The 16,873-nt window shown below is 44.0% G+C and carries 15 protein-coding genes; 11 read left to right on the top strand and 4 right to left on the bottom strand.

Annotated features, from left to right (window positions below):
* Positions 1–249 precede the first annotated feature (249 nt).
* On the bottom strand, positions 250–1,077 hold the full coding sequence (locus tag L4C44_RS05195; RefSeq protein ID WP_146492756.1) for an SDR family oxidoreductase: 828 nt from the start codon (positions 1,075–1,077) through the stop codon (positions 250–252).
* 244 nt (positions 1,078–1,321) lie between these two features.
* Positions 1,322–2,101: a response regulator transcription factor gene (locus tag L4C44_RS05190; protein WP_146492757.1), complete on the bottom strand. Its 780-nt coding sequence runs from the start codon at positions 2,099–2,101 to the stop codon at positions 1,322–1,324.
* A 216-nt stretch (positions 2,102–2,317) separates the two neighbouring features.
* Here L4C44_RS05190 and L4C44_RS05185 point away from each other — a divergent pair, with 216 nt between their 5' ends.
* The 10 genes from L4C44_RS05185 to L4C44_RS05140 all read left to right on the top strand — a co-directional run bounded on the left by L4C44_RS05185 (position 2,318) and on the right by L4C44_RS05140 (position 13,617).
* Positions 2,318–3,898, top strand: a complete 1,581-nt coding sequence (locus tag L4C44_RS05185; protein ID WP_061017566.1) for an arylsulfatase — start codon at positions 2,318–2,320, stop codon at positions 3,896–3,898.
* 290 nt (positions 3,899–4,188) lie between these two features.
* Positions 4,189–5,499, top strand: a complete 1,311-nt coding sequence (locus tag L4C44_RS05180; RefSeq protein ID WP_409994461.1) for an anaerobic sulfatase maturase — start codon at positions 4,189–4,191, stop codon at positions 5,497–5,499.
* Between the two features lie 12 nt (positions 5,500–5,511).
* Positions 5,512–6,048 carry a hypothetical protein gene (locus tag L4C44_RS05175; protein WP_146492759.1) on the top strand — a complete coding sequence of 179 codons (537 nt, stop codon included), beginning with the start codon at positions 5,512–5,514 and terminating at the stop codon, positions 6,046–6,048.
* On the top strand, positions 6,045–7,076 hold the full coding sequence (locus L4C44_RS05170; RefSeq protein WP_428804537.1) for a tetratricopeptide repeat protein: 1,032 nt from the start codon (positions 6,045–6,047) through the stop codon (positions 7,074–7,076). The genes L4C44_RS05175 and L4C44_RS05170 overlap by 4 nt, the downstream gene beginning before the upstream one ends.
* Positions 7,077–7,139: 63 nt before the next feature.
* Entirely contained in the window at positions 7,140–8,168 is a 1,029-nt protein-coding gene (locus L4C44_RS05165) for an AAA family ATPase (protein ID WP_428804536.1), read from the top strand.
* Positions 8,169–8,179: 11 nt separating this feature from the next.
* The gene (locus tag L4C44_RS05160) at positions 8,180–9,124 is read left to right on the top strand and encodes a DUF58 domain-containing protein (protein ID WP_428804535.1); all 945 of its coding nucleotides are present in this window, start codon (positions 8,180–8,182) and stop codon (positions 9,122–9,124) included.
* A complete protein-coding gene (locus L4C44_RS05155; RefSeq protein ID WP_327784441.1) occupies positions 9,114–9,626 on the top strand; it encodes a DUF4381 domain-containing protein in 513 nt (170 codons plus the stop codon). The genes L4C44_RS05160 and L4C44_RS05155 overlap by 11 nt, the downstream gene beginning before the upstream one ends.
* Positions 9,613–10,764 (top strand): VWA domain-containing protein, encoded by a 1,152-nt coding sequence (locus L4C44_RS05150; protein ID WP_428804534.1) that lies wholly within the window; start codon positions 9,613–9,615, stop codon positions 10,762–10,764. Before L4C44_RS05155 ends, L4C44_RS05150 begins: the two co-directional genes overlap by 14 nt.
* Positions 10,761–12,356, top strand: a complete 1,596-nt coding sequence (locus L4C44_RS05145) for a vWA domain-containing protein (protein WP_428804533.1) — start codon at positions 10,761–10,763, stop codon at positions 12,354–12,356. Before L4C44_RS05150 ends, L4C44_RS05145 begins: the two co-directional genes overlap by 4 nt.
* Positions 12,343–13,617: a BatD family protein gene (locus tag L4C44_RS05140; protein WP_428804532.1), complete on the top strand. Its 1,275-nt coding sequence runs from the start codon at positions 12,343–12,345 to the stop codon at positions 13,615–13,617. Before L4C44_RS05145 ends, L4C44_RS05140 begins: the two co-directional genes overlap by 14 nt.
* 4 nt (positions 13,618–13,621) lie before the next feature.
* On the opposite strand, the gene L4C44_RS05135 is transcribed toward L4C44_RS05140, so the two are convergent.
* A complete protein-coding gene (locus L4C44_RS05135; protein ID WP_428804531.1) occupies positions 13,622–14,575 on the bottom strand; it encodes an urea transporter in 954 nt (317 codons plus the stop codon).
* A gap of 82 nt (positions 14,576–14,657) precedes the next feature.
* Positions 14,658–15,317: a pyridoxamine 5'-phosphate oxidase family protein gene (locus L4C44_RS05130; protein ID WP_428804530.1), complete on the bottom strand. Its 660-nt coding sequence runs from the start codon at positions 15,315–15,317 to the stop codon at positions 14,658–14,660.
* A gap of 90 nt (positions 15,318–15,407) precedes the next feature.
* Here L4C44_RS05130 and pdxR point away from each other — a divergent pair, with 90 nt between their 5' ends.
* Complete coding sequence (gene pdxR / locus L4C44_RS05125; protein ID WP_428804529.1) at positions 15,408–16,865, top strand: MocR-like pyridoxine biosynthesis transcription factor PdxR; 1,458 nt, start codon at positions 15,408–15,410, stop codon at positions 16,863–16,865.
* Positions 16,866–16,873: the final 8 nt, after the last annotated feature.

Below are 16,873 nucleotides of genomic sequence, written 5' to 3'. Positions count from 1 at the left end.
GTGTATGGGGCGTGAACGTGAAGCTAAACCGTAGAATTACGGTATAAGTGCGTGTTGGTTTTGCTAAGAGCCAACTTTTTAGAAAAAGGAAAAGAAAAAGACAGGTAAGAGAAATGGAACGGTAGATAACCTTGGGGAAGTAGGTTCGAGGATGAATGCGGGCATCCGAATATTAGCTGAAGGTAGCTCCATGTTCCCATTCAGCTAGCAATTTAAGTGTTCAAGCTAAGTGCTCAAGTATTATCGAGTTTAAATTGACGTGCGCTTGATCAGTTTTAGAAATATAGAGCCTAGCGCTTTTTCACCGATTACTCGCTGTACGAAAGTCATTAGCTTTGCGTCTAGTGTGGTTTGGTAACTAAGCTTGGGTTTTGAATCAAACCCTGCTTTTAGCATGTGGTTTACGGTTGATTCTGGCGTTGCACCTTTTCTATACGCGTCGTGTAAGAATTGATGAGATTTGTCGACGATCACTTTATAAGCTGAAAGCTGATTGGTTTCTTTCATATCCCGTAGTTGGATTGCATCAAGCTCTGTTTGCACACAACCCGGTTCAATAGTTGAGATTTGAATATTAAAGTCGGCGACTTCTTGAGATAGCCCTTTTGCCATGCCGTTTAATGCATGTTTTGTCGCGGAGTACCAAGAGTTCATGCTGGTGGAGACACGCGCAGCAATAGAGGTAGTAAAAATGATGCGGCCTTGGTTTCTTTCTCGCATGTGAGGTAATACAGCTCTTGCAACACGCGCAGCGCCGTAAACGTTAGTATCGAAGAGGGCGTGTACTTTTTCTATCGGTGTTTCTTCAACAGGGCCTGCGATTGGGTAACCAGCATTAGAGTAAACAATATCAATATTGCCTACTTCTGAGATCATTTGGGTTACAGCAGCATTTACCTGCTCTTCATCACGGACATCGATCTCTAAAACGTGAGCTCCCAATATTCTCAAATCGTGCATGTTTTCAACGCGTCTAGCACCGCAGTAAACGGTGTGACCTTGCTTGAGTAGCGCAATGACCAGATCTTTGCCAATACCTGATGAGGCCCCAGTAACAAGAACATTTTTGATTAACATAGATAAGCTCCAAGAAAGTAATTGGGAAGCAAACCTTATTATATGCCGCGACGTTTGCACTTTTATCAAATGAAGGGCTGATAGTCATTAGAAACATATTGAGATAATAGGTTTACTGATACTTTAAATTAATTTATGAGCTTGCTTTTGTAATCAGTAGTATTACGGAAATAACGCCTATTATTTGGAAGTAACAGGCGTCCTACTTAGTAGAATGTTGGAAGTGTTAGTATAGTTAGGAAGGTTATTGTTCGATTCCTAGGCCATTACGAAGTGCGAACTGAATGAGTTCTGTATTGTTCTCAAGCTCTAATATGTCGATCATACGATATTTATGAGATTCGATGGTTCGGGGGCTTAAGAATAGCTTTTCTGCACACTGTTTTGCGGTAAACCCTTGAGCGAGCAGTGTTAATACAGAGCACTGCTTAGGTGATAATAGAAGAAGCTTCTCACCTTCATTTGCATTAGTCGCTTGGTCTTGTTTTAGGTTTCGAGCCATTGTTGAGTGCTGCCAATAACACAGCCAAATATCACAAATAAGTTTGAGACGTTTCATGTCTTGATCTGATAGTGGCGATAACTCATTGTTAAATCTGGAAAAGGATAGCGCCCCCCAATCTTGACCAAACAGTTTCAGAGGGATGATGCCATGCCAACGCCCACCTTCCGTATACAGTGTTCTGAGGACGGATATCTTGTGGTCACTCATATCTTGTTCGCTAAATGTCAGCCAACGTTTTTTGGTTCTTAGTTGTTTTAGATAATCTAAATAATTGCCACTAATAAAGCTCTGTGCGTTGAGCTCTGGAACTCCCTCACGAGCGATAGTAACGGTCTTTCCGTCGTTTAGCATGATCATTGAGTTGGGAAAAAGCGTGACTCTATCAATGTCAAACCAATCTAATACAGAGTGCGCGATTCTTTGCCAAGTCATGTCAAAATCTTTGGGAGGCGAGCCAATTAATGCGTCGGATTGTTCCGTCACTAGGTCTTCAAAAGATATTTTAGTGGTATTTGTCATCAAAAATAATCAGCCTCAACAGTAATAATACTAAACAAACTAGCGTTTTTTAGGGCTACTCGTCAAACGTTTCATTATATAACCGAATATTATCGCCAACGTTTGATATATCACTATCATTTAAATCAGTAATACTACTGATTACCCAAATTCATGTTTCTTAAATAATAGCTCACGGAAAGAAATTACTTTTAAAATTACAAAAGGTCTTGAGCTATGTTCAAAAAGAAAACCTTCCTACAACTTGCGATGGGCGCCGCGCTTGCATCAACTGCAATGGCAAGTTATGCGACGACGGATACGAGCCGCCCTAACATCCTAGCTATCTGGGGTGATGATATTGGTATCGACAATATTTCGGCATATACACGTGGTCAAGCTGGTCACTGGACTCCGAATATTGATCGTATTGCAAACGAAGGCGTGTTGTTTACTGACTTCTACGGTGAAAACTCTTGTACAGCGGGTCGTAGTGCATTCATCACAGGCCAACACCCAATGCGTACGGGTTTGACAAAAGTAGGCATGCCAGGCGCTGCTGAAGGTATGCGCCAAGAAGATCCTACAATCGCAACGATGCTCAAGGCCAAGGGTTACATGACAGGGCAATTTGGTAAAAACCATCTTGGTGACCGAGATGAGCACTTACCAACGGCTAATGGTTTTGATGAGTTCATGGGTAGTCTTTACCACCTGAATGCAGAAGAAGAACCAGAACACCCAGATTACCCACAAGCGCCCGGATTTAAGAAGCGTTTTGGCCCGCGTGGCGTTATTCATTCATACGCTGATGGTCGTATCGAAGATACAGGTGCTCTAACGATTAAACGTATGGAAACTGTGGATGAAGAGTTCCTAGAAGGTGCATTAGACTTTATCGACCGCGCTCATAAAGAGAAAAAACCATTCTTCGTATGGTTTAACTCAACGCGCATGCACGTTTGGACCCACTTGAAAGAAGAGTCTAAAGGCTTGTCAAAACGTGGTGGCCTTTATGGGGACGGTCTAGTTGAACACGATAACATGGTCGGTCAACTGCTTGATAAACTAGATGAACTTAAAATTGCAGACAACACAATCGTTTCGTACACCACTGATAACGGTGCAGAGAAATGGTCTTGGCCCGATGGCGCAACATCTCGTTACTACGGTGAGAAGAACTCAACGTGGGAAGGTGGTTTCCGTGTACCAGCAATGATGCGCTGGCCGAACAAAATCCCTGCGGGCTCTGTTGCAAACGAAATTGCAGCGCACAATGACTGGGCTCCAACATTCCTGGGTGCAGCTGGTGAGAAAAACATTGTTGCTGACCTGAAAAAAGGCAAAAAACTTAATGGTAAAGAGTACAAAGTTCATCTAGATGGCTTTGATTTAATGCCGGCTCTTAAGAAAGGTAATAACACAACAGCAGACAACTCTGTTGAGTGGCCTCGTAAGGGCTTCGTTTATGCAGCTGATGATGGTCATATTTCAGCCGTTCGTATGGGCGACTGGAAAGTGATGTTCACTGTGAACGAGTGTCATGGTGTTGAAACGTGGCAGTGCCAGTTCGAAGAGCTGCGTTTCCCTTACATCTTTAACCTACGCCAAGACCCATATGAGAATGCGCATAAAGATGGCGTAGGCTACCAACAGTGGCGTGTAGAGCACCTTCCATACATGTACTTGGGTGCGGCTTACACATTCCAGTTCTTGAAAACATTCCAAGAATTTCCACCACGCCAAGTTCCAGGTTCTTTCTCTATCGACAAAATCGCCGATAAGATGCAAATCTGGCAGCGCGCTCAATACCAATAATATTGAGTGACTAGCTAATAATATTGATCAATAAAGTCATATTTTTTAGTTGATAGGTGAGTCAAATCAGCCCCCGCTGAAAAGTTGATAAACCCCTAAAAAGAGCGGTCCTAGTGACCGCTCTTTTTTTGATTTTAGGAGATCTTTGGTTTTTATTAACAATGAACAGAATCCGTAATACTACTGATTACGACTGATAAGTGCTGTTGAATAATAGCCTTAGATAACCGTTACAGGTTTCCATCTTAGGGAAGTAATCGCACAGTGAATGTGAGTGAACGAGAAGAGGAATAACAATGACCCAATCAGCTCAACACAACACCATTATGTTGCCAAAAGCAGCCCCCGCGAAACGTATGAATATCATGACCAAGCCTATTGGATCAGCATGTAATATTGATTGCACTTACTGTTACTACCTAAGTAAAGAAGAGTTGTTGGGCCATGAGCGTGGCTGTGCGACTCAAATGAGCGAAGAGATGCTCGGCACCTACATCAAAACCTATATTGAGCAGCAAAATTTTCCTGAGATTGTTTTCCATTGGCAAGGTGGAGAACCGACGTTATTGGGTGTGAACTTCTTTCGTGACGTAGTCCGCTTGCAAAAAAAATACTGCCCAAAAGGTGTGAAAATCGAGAACAACCTGCAGACTAACGGGACGTTACTTAATGATGAGTGGGGCAAGTTTTTAAGCAAGAACCACTTCATGGTCGGCCTGAGCATTGATGGGCCAGAAATGATTCATAACGCTTATCGTACCAACAGATCGGGACGAGGCTCGTTTAAACAAACCATGAGAGGTGTCGACATTCTTCATAAACACAAGGTCAACTTTGCGACGTTGACTTGTGTAAACAACCTTACGGGTTCAAATCCACTCGAAGTATACCGCTTTCTACGTGATGAAATTCGCTCACCACAGATGCAGTTCATCCCTATCGTCGAACCGAAATCATTCCGAGAGACAGCACCACAGAAGTGGTCAGAAGGTGAGATTCTTTTTCAAGGTATGCCTGAAACTGAGCCTAGTCACCCGAATTCAATTGTCGAATCTTGGTGTGTTTCTGCTCATCAATGGGGTGATTTTTTGTGCACCATTTTTGATGAGTGGTTAGAGAATGACATCGGTAACGTGAATGTACCGTACTTTGAATCTTGCGTTGAAACTTGGATGGGACGAGTGAACCCACTTTGCACGCTTGCTCCCATGTGTGGAAAGGGCTTAGCCATTGAACATAACGGTGATGTTTTTGCTTGTGACCATTACGTTTACCCCGATTACAAACTCGGCAATATCAAGGATGCCAAGCTCGAAGATCTGCAATTTTCAAAAGGCCAAGAAGAATTTGGCCGAGCAAAAGAGTCAACGTTACCTAAACAGTGCCGAGAGTGTGCTTATCAGTTTGCTTGTTTTGGTGAGTGTCCGAAAAATCGCTTCATCAAAACCCTCGATGGCGAAACAGGGTTGAACTATTTGTGTGCAGGCTGGAAGCAGTTCTTCTCACATATTGATCCTTATATTTCAATGGTTGTTGCGACGATGGGCTACCCAGTGAATAAAGGCATCAATGGCGATGCAATGAAGATCAATTTTAAATAGAGGCATTATCTGATGAAACTAAAAACTATTGTGCTGCTTGTTGTTGCACTGATTAGCCAAACGGTTACCGCCCAGACCAAAGCGGTCTCACCGACAGACACTCTATTTAATCAAGGATCGGTAAAAGCTGTGATTGATATGGCTTTCCAAACTAAAAGTGAACGATATACAGAATTTGCTTCGCTTTTTAACCTTTGCCAAAAACGCCCTAATAACGCTCAATGCGATGAAAAGTACGAACTAAAACGCACAAACTACGAGATAGCTAAAGCGAATTACGATGTACTTTTAATGACTAATGAGCCGCAATTTATCACTTTGATGATGCCTCCGGTTAACTATGAAGAGTTGGTTTCTGGCTTAAAAACGTTGGGTTACTTAAGCGATAAGCAAGAAAAGGTCGAGCAAGCTCAAACACTTGAAGGGCTAAATCAATGGCTTGAATTTCATGACTTCGAGACAACGGATGAGATTTACTTTATGCATGCGCTTTTGGTAAGGGCTGAAGAGTTATCTCAACAACTGTATATAGAGCGCCATCCAATATGAAACATCGGTTAGTTAGTTGGTTAGCAGCACTGCTCATTATCCTTGGAATATTGCTTAGTCTTTATTCTCGAGTCTCTCTGGCGAAAAATGTTCAACCTTTAAGTAATGGAAGCGCAAGCCAAGTGGCCACTGTTGCTGAACAGCGTGAGTTGTTACTCGCGGAGTATTCTCAAAATGAAGCTCTACCTATAGACCAACGTACAGCTGCGACTGTTAACTTGGGGATATATTATGGCCCGAATTCGGTTATTGCCGTCGCTAGAGCTTCACGCTCTGAACATCCGCAAATGCGTTTGGCTGCAATACAAGCCGCAGAACAGTGGCAGGGCAAAGCAAAATGGGATGTTGTCTCCCCAATGCTAGACGATGTTGATCGCGATGTTGAAGCTCAAGCAGTTCGAACTTTGATTGTTCTTTGGCCTCAGTTGTCTGGTGAGTATCTCGACCGCTTGGCTCCAGCAATCGATAGGCACCTCACTTTACTCTCCAACGATCTTGATGGTGATTTAGAGCGAGCTTGGATCTACTCCTTACAAAGCAAGTTTCAACAAGCCGAGCAGATCTACTTAGATAGATTTGAAAATCATAAAGAGCCTAGGGTGGCCATTGCTTACGCAGAGTATTTAAAAGGTATTGATGACGATGAACAAGCTCAGCATGTTTTAACGCAGACGTTGGTTGAGTTTCCTGAATCTGCGGCATTGCACTATAGCCTTGGCTTGTCTTACTTGCGAACTGGGGAAAGAGTGAAGGCGCTACGTCGCCTGAGAAATGCATATGAACTTGAATCGATGAACGGTTCTTATGGATACACTTACGCGACCTTGGCAAGAGAAAATGATGCTGAGACAGCGATTACTGTTTACCAATCTATCTATCAAAATCATGCTCAACCAGCTTATCTATACGCTTTGTGCGACACACTATTGAATGCTGGACAAGATGCAAATACGTGCCTTGCTGAGCTTGAATCTATCGCTCCTCAAAATGTTGTCTCAAAACTAAAACAACTCTATCTGCCAAATTAAATCAATGCTGATATCCCAATTCAGGTACTACAGCTTATTTAGGTAGCCTTACAAGGTAACGTTATGTCCACAGATACTCGTGCAGCAGTTTGTCATTTAATTGAACAGACAAACCTATCTATTATCGGCCAAGCTCATGTTACACAATCTATGATGATTGCGTTGTTGTCGGGCGGTCATATTTTATTGGAAGGGCTTCCTGGAACGGCAAAAACTCGCGCCGCTAAAATATTGGCAGAACAATTAAATATGGCCTTTAGCCGTGTGCAATTCACGCCCGATCTACTTCCTTCTGATGTAACTGGCACGCAGATTTATCATCAAGAGCAGTCGAAGCTGGCGTTCCAACCTGGCCCTATTTTCAGTTCTATGGTGTTGGCCGATGAAATTAATCGAGCTCCAGCCAAAGTTCAAGCCGCACTGTTAGAAGCGATGGCTGAAGGCACAGTGACGGTTGCGGGTGAAACCATGTCATTGCCAGAACCTTTCTTAGTGATAGCAACACAGAACCCTGTTGAGCAAGAGGGCACATACCCGCTACCAGAGGCGCAGATGGATCGTTTCATGATGAAAGTGAATGTTGACTATCCAGACCGAGACTCTGAAATGTTGATTATTGATTTAGTGCGTCAGGAAGAGCTCGCAGTAATGGATGAGGAAGTGAACAAGAGTATGGATACAGGAACCCTACAACAAGAACAAAATAAATTGCTAGCTGCGGCATTTGAAGGCGGTGTTGAGCACATTGCAGCTGGCAAAGAGGCGGTAAAGCGAATCCATACCTCACAACCGATCAAGCAATATATTGTGGATCTTGTGATGGCTACTCGTTTTCCTCATCTGTATCCAGATTCTAATTTAGACAAATGGATCGATGTTGGCGTAAGTCCTCGTGCATCAATTGCCTTGGATAAATGTAGCCGTGCACACGCATGGCTAGCTGGGCGTGATTATGTGACACCAGACGACGTGAGAACGGTCGTGGTCTCGGTATTGGGTCATCGTATTACTCCAAGTTTTGATGCTTTGTCGAGTTCGGTGACAGCAGAGCAGATTGTTGATGAGCTACTGCTCAATGTGCCTCTTTCTTAGGGAACGTTGTTATGAATGTGTCCGATGACGTGAGGGTTGTTAGTTCTTTTGAATCTCTGATGGCGACAAAATTGAAGTCGACAGGTTTCTCGTTGCCACCCATAGCTAAGAGCCGTTCTCGACAAGCGGGTAACCATTTATCTCGTTACCGTGGTCGAGGGCTTAACTTTGAAGAGTTTCGACACTATCAAATGGGTGATGATATTCGCAGTATTGACTGGAATGTCACACAGAGAATGCTCGAACCTCATGTAAGGGTTAAAAGTGAAGAAAAAGATCTGCCGGTGGTGTTGCTCGTCGATCAACGCAGTAGCATGTTCTTTTCATCGGTCGATACCATGAAATCTGTGGCGGCAGCTCAAGTTGCTGCGTGCTGTGCTTGGAAAGTATTAAAGGACAGTGATCGCATTGGAGCGTTAATCTTTTCAAATGAGCAGTTGTACTGGCATAAACCACAACGTCATTCAGCACATGTTGCACGAATTCTTCAGTCTCTGGCACTCGCGAATCAAGATTTGTCTCGTGCAGAACATAAAAGTAAAGAAGTCTCAGGTTCAGGGTTATCCGATGCTTTGACTAAGCTAACGCAGCAAAAGCTAAAGGGTTGTTTGATCGTGATGATCAGCGACTTCAATGATGCTACAGAACAAGATGTTCAACGAATCAAATGGTTAAAGCAGCACAATGATTTGATGGGTATCGCTGTCAACGACCCTATGGAATTGGAACTTCAATTTTCTCAACCGATTCATATCAGTGATGGTGAGTGGCAGCTATTGGCTGATACCTCATTGAACGAGAAACTTCATCGATACAACCAAGCAATCCAACAGGGCTACCAAGATATCCATCAGTTATTGAGTGCTGGTGGAGTTGATGTGGTTAGATTAGACACGTCTGGGAACCACATCGCTGATTTTATTCAAAAAATGAGTGGGGGCTACCGTGTCCGATAATCGAGTTTTACTCAAAGGTTTTATCGATCCTGCTTCTACTGTGGATGTCATTTGGTTGCCAACAACAATTGGTTGGAAAGTCACCTTTGTTCTGATTTTGGTGTGGGGGGCTTGGAAGTCGTTCTACCTTTTTCACTCCTACAAAGCGAACAAATATCGTCGTCTGGCGGTAAAAGCGATCAGTAGAAGTAAACAAGACACCATTAATGATCAGTTCTTGCAACAAGAGTTACGCAGAATCAACAGCGTGTTGAAACAGGTGGCTTGTTGCTCGTTCCCTGGAAGTAAGGTTGCGATGCTCAGTGGCAATGAATGGAGTGAGTTCCTCACTGTTTCTTCACCACAACCCATTTTTGACCGAGCGCTTTTGTTGCAATGGCAACAAGATATCTACAAGCCCGCATCAGATTATGGTTGGACCGAAAGTAAAGTAAGTCAGGTTCGTTTAAGCGCTATTGCGTGGGTAAAAGGCCATGTGAGAGGTTCTGATGGTCGAGTTTGAATACCTTTGGGTCTTTGCCTTATTGCCCTTGCCGATTCTTATCTACTGTTTTGTGCCGAGTCATCAAACTCCTCAAATTGCCTTGAAAGTGCCTTTTTTTGATGCGCTGGCATCAAGCTTAGGTCTGAGTGCAGAGAAAGGCTCAAACCAGATTAAGGCAGGTATTTGGCAACGTTCTTCCCTGATTCTAGGTTGGCTTTTAGTCGTACTGGCAGCTGCAAAACCTGTTTGGCTAGGGCCTGAAGAGACGAGAGAGAGCGCTGGACGTGATGTGATGATTGTTCTGGATCTGTCAGGCTCTATGGCGACGGACGATTTCTCTAATCGTGCTGGTAACCAAGTGACTCGATTGGCGGCCTCAAAAGAGGTGTTGGACACGTTCAGTCAAAAGCGAAGTGGCGACCGACTCGGCTTGATAGTGTTCGGTGATTCTGCTTTTTTACAATCGCCCTTTACGGCTGATCACACCGCATGGTTAGCGCTGTTAAATGAAACCGAGCCTGCAATGGCAGGGCAAAGTACCCATTTGGGCGATGCAATTGGACTCGGTATTAAGACATTTCTTTCCAAGAATCAGAAAGGCAAGCAGGAGCTGTCATCCGGCTTAGATAGCGCTCAACCTGATCAGCTTTCTTCTGAAGACCTTGTTCCTGAAAACTTAGATCATCAAAACCTTGCTCCTGAAAAACATGAGCATGGGCGCCTTACTCACGAACATCTTAGCCGAGATCACTTGATGATTGTACTTACCGATGGCAATGATACCGACAGCTTAGTGCCGCCGATTGATGCCGCGAAAGTGGCTGCTGCGCACAACATTAAAATTCATCTTGTGGCGATGGGGAGCCCGAACACTTCAGGTGAGCAAGCGATTAATATGGAAATCATTGATACCGTTGCCAAGTTGACGGGGGGACAGAGCTTTCTAGCGATGTCACCTACTGAGCTGGATAACGTATACGACACTATCAATGAACTCGAACCTAGTGTGTTTGAAAGTTACCGTTATCAGCCAAAACAAAGCCTTCACTATGTGCCTTTGCTTATCGCATTCATCTATCACTTAGTGTTTATGGTGGTTCGATCTGTTTTGCGACTTCGTATCAAGCCTGAGACTCTAAATAGGAGGGCTTTATGATGGGAAACTTTCATTTTATTCGCCCTGAATGGCTGCTATTAATCGTGCCACTTATTGTGGTGCTGGTCATGAACTGGCGCCGAAGCCAAGAGCAGAATTCGTGGGTAACTCATTTGCCCAAGCACTTGTCTGATGCTTTGCGTGTTGGTGAGTCGTCTCGTGTTAAGCACCTTCCTATCTTTTTGCTCAGTGTCATCTGCTTGGTCGCGATAGTGATTGCTTCTGGGCCAAGTTGGTATCGTCAGTCTTCGCCTTTTGCAGAAGACACCACGCCATTGGTGATTGTGCTTGATGTCTCTGAGTCAATGTTACAAAAGGATGTTGCGCCAAGTCGTCTGTTTAGAGCAAAGCAAAAAATAGCGCGGCTTATTGATCTGCAAGGTAAAGGGAAAACAGCGTTAGTTGTCTACTCGGGTACTGCTCATTTAGCGATGCCTTTAACGCAAGACGTTGCGGTGTTTAAGCCTTTATTAGAGGCTATTCAACCCGAAGTAATGCCAAGAGAGGGTAAATTTGCGGAATATACCCTACCTATCATCAAAAAATTGGTACCTGAAACTGACAATGCAACGGTATTGCTGGTGACCGATGCCGTTAATCAACTGGCTTACCGTGAGTATCAAGGTTATTTCAAGGAAAAAGGTTATCAACTGCTGATTTATGGTGTTGGTAATCAAGATGTTCCATCTCCGTTACCAATGGAAATTGAAACTCTGTCGAAATTAGCTAGCTCGGTGCATGGTGACTTCGTTGCTTTTACTCAAGATAACCAAGATATAGAAAATCTTAGTGGGGAAATAACGTCTTTTGCTGAGCTCTCAGCAGATCAAGCTGAACCTTGGTTTGATGCAAGTTACCCTTTGGTGTGGGTGGTGCTGGTACCGTATTTATTGTGGTTTAGAAAAGGTTGGCTAGTTCAGTGGTGCGTTGTGGTTTCTCTATTTTATAGCGCGACTTACAGCCCTAATTTATACGCAGCAGAGTTTTCGTTGGTCGATATTTGGCTGACTAAAGATCAGCAGGGCGCTCTGTATTATCAAGATCAAGAATACCAACAAGCCGCGCAAATCTTTGAAAATGAGTACTGGAAAGCAACGGCCTATTACCAAGCTGGCGAATACGAAGTGGCACAACAATTCTACATGCGCAGTGATACCTTACAGGGGCAATTAGGTGCGGCGGCTTCATTGGCGAATCAAAAAGAGTTTGTTGCTGCAAGGTCATTGTATCGAGAGATCTTGGAGCAAGACCCTGACAGTCAAGAAGCACTTCATAACTTAAAGATTGTTGAAGATGTGATTGTTTATATTGATAGTTTTACGAAGGAACAATCGAAAAGCAATGAACGTCAGGTGAGCCGAGAAAATGGTGATAAGCCAGAACGCTCGGATGGTGTAAAGCAGCAAGTAGAACAAGATCAAGTGATTCAAGAAGTCTTATCCGCTGAACAAATCTTGAGTGATCCAGGCGCCAACGAAAAATGGATGAAGCGAGTTCAGAGTGATCTATCGAGCTTTATCTCAACCAAGTTTGCATTGCAGTATCAGCAAGGGGTGGCTAACCAAACGGAGTGGAAAGATGCAGCTAAGTAGGTTATTTCAGCTTTTGTGTTTGGTCATTAGCTTAATGAGTCATTTTGCTTGTAGCCAGCCTAATACCCACAGTCAGAAGCTAGCTTCGCTCTACGATCAAGGCAATGTGAGGCTTAACGTGTGGTTGAGCCACGTCAGTTCGGGTATTGCAGTGCATGAGCAGGTTACTCTCAATATTGAAGTGATGACAGACACATGGTTCACCAAAGGCACCAAGGTGCACCGTATCGAGGTTGATAATGCGGTCGTGTTGCCTATGAGTTCTTTTGCTGTGAACTCCACAGAACGTATTGATGGGAAAGTGTACTCCAAACAACTCTGGGAAATTGTGCTTTACCCATTACATAGTGGAGAGTATCAAATCCCTCCTGTCGCGCTTGAGATTGGCGTAAAGCAGGGCAGTAATAATGTTGATGGGGTGGTGATGACGAAGGCTTTGTCTTTCAATGCTCATAAGCCTTCTGCCAATATGACTTCTGATCAGAAATGGTTAACAGGTACTGAAGCTAACCTGAAAGAAAAGTGGACGCTTGTCTCTCAAAATGAAAGCTCACAGGGCTTGGAAGAACAGCTCAGTGTGGGCGACGCGATTACCCGTGAAATTACATTATCTGCACACGACACCATCAGCGCACTTTTGCCGGAAATCACGACACTTCCAGATACCTTAACGAGTCAATTTTTGGTATATCCTGAGTCAACTCAGTATAGAGATGATGAGCAAAGGGGTGTGCGTCAGGCTCAAAGGTTAGAAAGGGTGACTTATATAGTGAACAACGCTGGCCGGGTTACTCTTCCTGCGGTTAGCGTTTTTTGGTGGGATTCAGAGTATCAACAGCAAAGAACTCTTGTCTTACCTGAGCGAAGTTGGCAAGTGTCGCACACTTTCGCTTCTTTTGTGGAGCAGTACAAGATGCTAATGGTCGGACTCGCTGTCATCGTTGTTCTTGTGACTTTGAGTACAGCACTGTTGTACCGCTATGTTAAAACAAGGCCTAAAAGCAAATGGCTTTGTTTAGCTCAAGCTATCCATAAGAAAGATATACCTTTGTTCGAGAGTTCGATTTATCTGGTTTTACTGGAGCATTTTCAATCTAGAGTGCTGGCCCCCAGAGTAGAAACGGTCGAAGGTATTGAGATGATATGGCAAAGATATAAGGAAAGCTCTGAGCATGAAAAACTACGAAAGAATGAATGTTCTCGATTAGTCTTGTTTAAAGTACTGATGGCTTTCTCTTGTCAGCTAAATCAGGCGGATTAAACCGTTAACTGGTAACGCGATTTTTTTTCATCACTCCAGACAGATAGACAATCCCCCAAGTACTTAAAACAAAAGGGGCGGTGAGTGGCAGTAGTGACAGTTCATGAAAGCCAAGTGTCACAAGGCAGCTCAAAAGAATGCCTAATAGGATTAACGGCCAAGGGATTCGCGGATAGAGCACAAGCGCTAGAGTGGCAAGAATGGCGTTGTACCCATAAAGACCTTGGGCAACCAGCTCGTTAGAAGCACCAATCATCTTACTAAAAATGGTGCTCATTATTACTGCTAGCACAACCCAAGTGGCATGCTTTAGGTTGTTAAGTGCGATGGCGATTAAGATAACGAGCCCTGACAACGCATTGTCTATAAAGCTGACTTGGCTGATCCCTTTTAACAACGGGATCACCACTATCGGTAGGTTGAACCACGAGTTTGCCTCAAAACTGATTATTGGTATCAATACGGAGTTGGATGGAGAAAATGCCGATAGATCTAAGGTCGATTGGATAGCATAAATCAGCCAAGAGGTGAGGATAAAGGCGCTAGTGTAACCGCGATATTTTTTAAATCTGAATACAATGTTGGCAATCGGGACTGTGAGTAATGCGCCTAAGACAGCCACTAGAACCAATAATGGTGTGACACCAAAAAAGTTACCGATAAATAAACCAATTAAAGCCCCATTTAACGCATACATACCACTATCAATATCGTAAGCTGCCTTGTTGGTGTTGGTGTTGGTGTTGGTGTTGGTGTTGGTGTTGGTGTAGATATACCAACAGAAGGCTAATGCATAGCTGCAACTGGCGCCAAGCAAGGTAAGAAAAGCCAGCGCAAGTGACTCAATAGAAATGGCAAATAATAGCAAAATCGACGTCATAACAGACGGTGTGAAATAGACTTGCCCAATGCCATTGAGCAAGCCTTGAAATGGTGGAATATCCTTATTCGTTCTCATCGTCTGACTACATTATTTTGCTATGTTGAATCTTTGTATCTCAGATTGTATGCAATTTTATTAAGTTGACCATCTTTGTGTATCAATTCTGATACCAGCGCTCACCATAGGCTTGTTGGTAATCTGGTGTTTCAATGATGCCTTCTTGCTCTGGAACTGTTTCCAATGGCCCTACAACCGTTCGATAAGGTAATACGCCAGCCCATACTGGGATATCCATATCAGTCTTATCATCATTCACGCCATGTTTACCAATCTTCACGGAGGCTTCCGTTAAAGGTATTGCCAATAGCTCGGTTGCGGTGAGCTCTTTCTCATTACTGAGCCTGACTTCATCGGTTCTGCCCGGCGCGATTTGCTCAATGAAGATGTTCAATAAGCGATCTTTTTCTTGGTTGTCCTCGATGACTGAAAATGACCCCAATACCACAGCAGAACGATAATGCGCACTGTGATGAAATGCAGAACGAGCCAACACCCAACCATCGAACAAAGTGAACGTTAAACAGGTTGGGTCTCCCTTCTTCAGGCCTCTCAATAAGCGACTGTTTTTGGCCCCATGAATGTAGACCATGTTATCCACTCGCCATGCGAGCATCGGGATAACCATTGGGCCTTGTTCGCCTTGCAGTGCAATGTGTGCGATTAAGCTTTCGTCGATGATTTGATGCAGTTTCTCTTGTTCAAATACGGCTTTGTGAGCCCCTTTTTTAATCGTGGTTCTTTTCGTGTTAGATAACATAATCGCTCCTTAATCATTGCCTTTTGATTAATGTAGCGATTAACTGGTCTATTAAATAGAGCCACTTTTAAACACTATTTGGATCCAGTTATGCAGCCTATTGATGTCGGTGACTTACAGTTAGACGAGCAACATGACACACGTCAAACCGCCTTGTTCCACGCGATCAGAGAGAAGATCGTTCAAGATTTATGGAGCAAGGGCAGCAAGTTACCTTCAACACGTAAGCTAGCCGTCGAGTTATCAGTGAGTCGAAATACGGTGATTTATGCGTACGAACAGTTAGTGACGGAAGGCTACATCGAGAGCAAGCAAGGTTCAGGGTTTTATGTGTCGGTTGAACAGCCCGAGCACTTCCTAAGTTTGTCTCAGCCGAAGTGTGTTCAGGATGCGAAGATTCAACAAACCGTCAGTAAACCGAGTGCAAACATAGCGACACCTAACGACATTAACCGCAGCTTTGCCCCCGGAGTTCCTGACTTAGATGCATTCCCTTTTGCGAAATGGCAGAGGCTGCTGCAACGTCACTCTACACGTCAGAGCATTGCGGGCAATCAAGAGGTTCAGGGAAGCTTAGCCTTGAGGGAAGCGTTGAGCAGATATCTTGCAAGCAGTCGCTCGGTTAATTGTAGTGCCGATAGAATCATCATCACCGCTGGTGCGCAGCAAGCCATCTCAATCGGTTTGATGGCGACGTTAGCGATGGGCGACAAAATCCTTGTGGAAGAGCCCGGCTATCGACAAGTGCATAAAATTATCGATCTGTTGAGGCTAGAGCTAGACGGTGTGAGTGTGCGTGAAAAGGTTGGGTTAGATACTGAAAAAGTGTTGTCCAGTAATGCTAAGGCTCTCTATGTCACGCCAAGTAACCAATACCCAATGGGCACGACCCTCAATACTGAGCAACGCCTCAAGTTGATCGATTGGGCTAACAAACATCAGTCATGGATCATTGAAGATGATTATGACAGTGAGTTCCAGTTTGCTCATCGCCCTTATACCAGCATGCAAGGTTTGGCGGGTAAGTTAGGGTTCGATGATCGCATCATCTATGTCGGCTCTCTGAGTAAGGTGATGTTCAATGGCCTGCGATTAGGTTATTTAGTGGTGCCTGCAAATCTCGTGGCAAAGTGTCTTGAGATTAAAGACGCGCTCACCGGAGACACTGCGTCTCATACACAAGAAGCTTTGGCGGATTTTGTTCGCGAAGGCGATTTATTGCGTCATATTAGAAAGATGCGTCGTTCATACAAACTCAAGCATGAAGTGATGATAGAAGCGATTAAAAGTGAGTTTCATGGCGATCTTGAAGTGATTAGCCAAGCGGCAGGGTTGCATGTGACAGTTAAATGGTCGAACGGAATATCAGAACAGGAATGGAACCGTAGAGCAGAGCTTGAAAATATCATCATTCGTCCTTTTGACTTTTATGAATATGGATCAAGTGAAATTCGTGATTGGAGTGGTGCGGTGTTGGGGTTTGGAAATATCCGTTTGGCTGACATAAAGCCGAAGATCAAACAGATCGCTCGGCTTTTTTATCAGTAATATTGGTA

The organism is Vibrio satsumensis (assembly GCF_050337435.1).
GTDB lineage: Bacteria > Pseudomonadota > Gammaproteobacteria > Enterobacterales > Vibrionaceae > Vibrio > Vibrio satsumensis.
This window is presented reverse-complemented; position numbering and strand designations above follow the sequence as displayed.

Coding starts and splice junctions, on each gene's coding strand:
- L4C44_RS05195 (WP_146492756.1), bottom strand. CDS start 1,077: ATGTTAATCAAAAATGTTCTTGTTACTGGGGCCTCATCAGGTATTGGC.
- L4C44_RS05190 (WP_146492757.1), bottom strand. CDS start 2,101: ATGACAAATACCACTAAAATATCTTTTGAAGACCTAGTGACGGAACAA.
- L4C44_RS05185 (WP_061017566.1), top strand. CDS start 2,318: ATGTTCAAAAAGAAAACCTTCCTACAACTTGCGATGGGCGCCGCGCTT.
- L4C44_RS05175 (WP_146492759.1), top strand. CDS start 5,512: ATGAAACTAAAAACTATTGTGCTGCTTGTTGTTGCACTGATTAGCCAA.
- L4C44_RS05170 (WP_428804537.1), top strand. CDS start 6,045: ATGAAACATCGGTTAGTTAGTTGGTTAGCAGCACTGCTCATTATCCTT.
- L4C44_RS05165 (WP_428804536.1), top strand. CDS start 7,140: ATGTCCACAGATACTCGTGCAGCAGTTTGTCATTTAATTGAACAGACA.
- L4C44_RS05160 (WP_428804535.1), top strand. CDS start 8,180: ATGAATGTGTCCGATGACGTGAGGGTTGTTAGTTCTTTTGAATCTCTG.
- L4C44_RS05150 (WP_428804534.1), top strand. CDS start 9,613: ATGGTCGAGTTTGAATACCTTTGGGTCTTTGCCTTATTGCCCTTGCCG.
- L4C44_RS05145 (WP_428804533.1), top strand. CDS start 10,761: ATGATGGGAAACTTTCATTTTATTCGCCCTGAATGGCTGCTATTAATC.
- L4C44_RS05140 (WP_428804532.1), top strand. CDS start 12,343: ATGCAGCTAAGTAGGTTATTTCAGCTTTTGTGTTTGGTCATTAGCTTA.
- L4C44_RS05135 (WP_428804531.1), bottom strand. CDS start 14,575: ATGAGAACGAATAAGGATATTCCACCATTTCAAGGCTTGCTCAATGGC.
- L4C44_RS05130 (WP_428804530.1), bottom strand. CDS start 15,317: ATGTTATCTAACACGAAAAGAACCACGATTAAAAAAGGGGCTCACAAA.
- pdxR (WP_428804529.1), top strand. CDS start 15,408: ATGCAGCCTATTGATGTCGGTGACTTACAGTTAGACGAGCAACATGAC.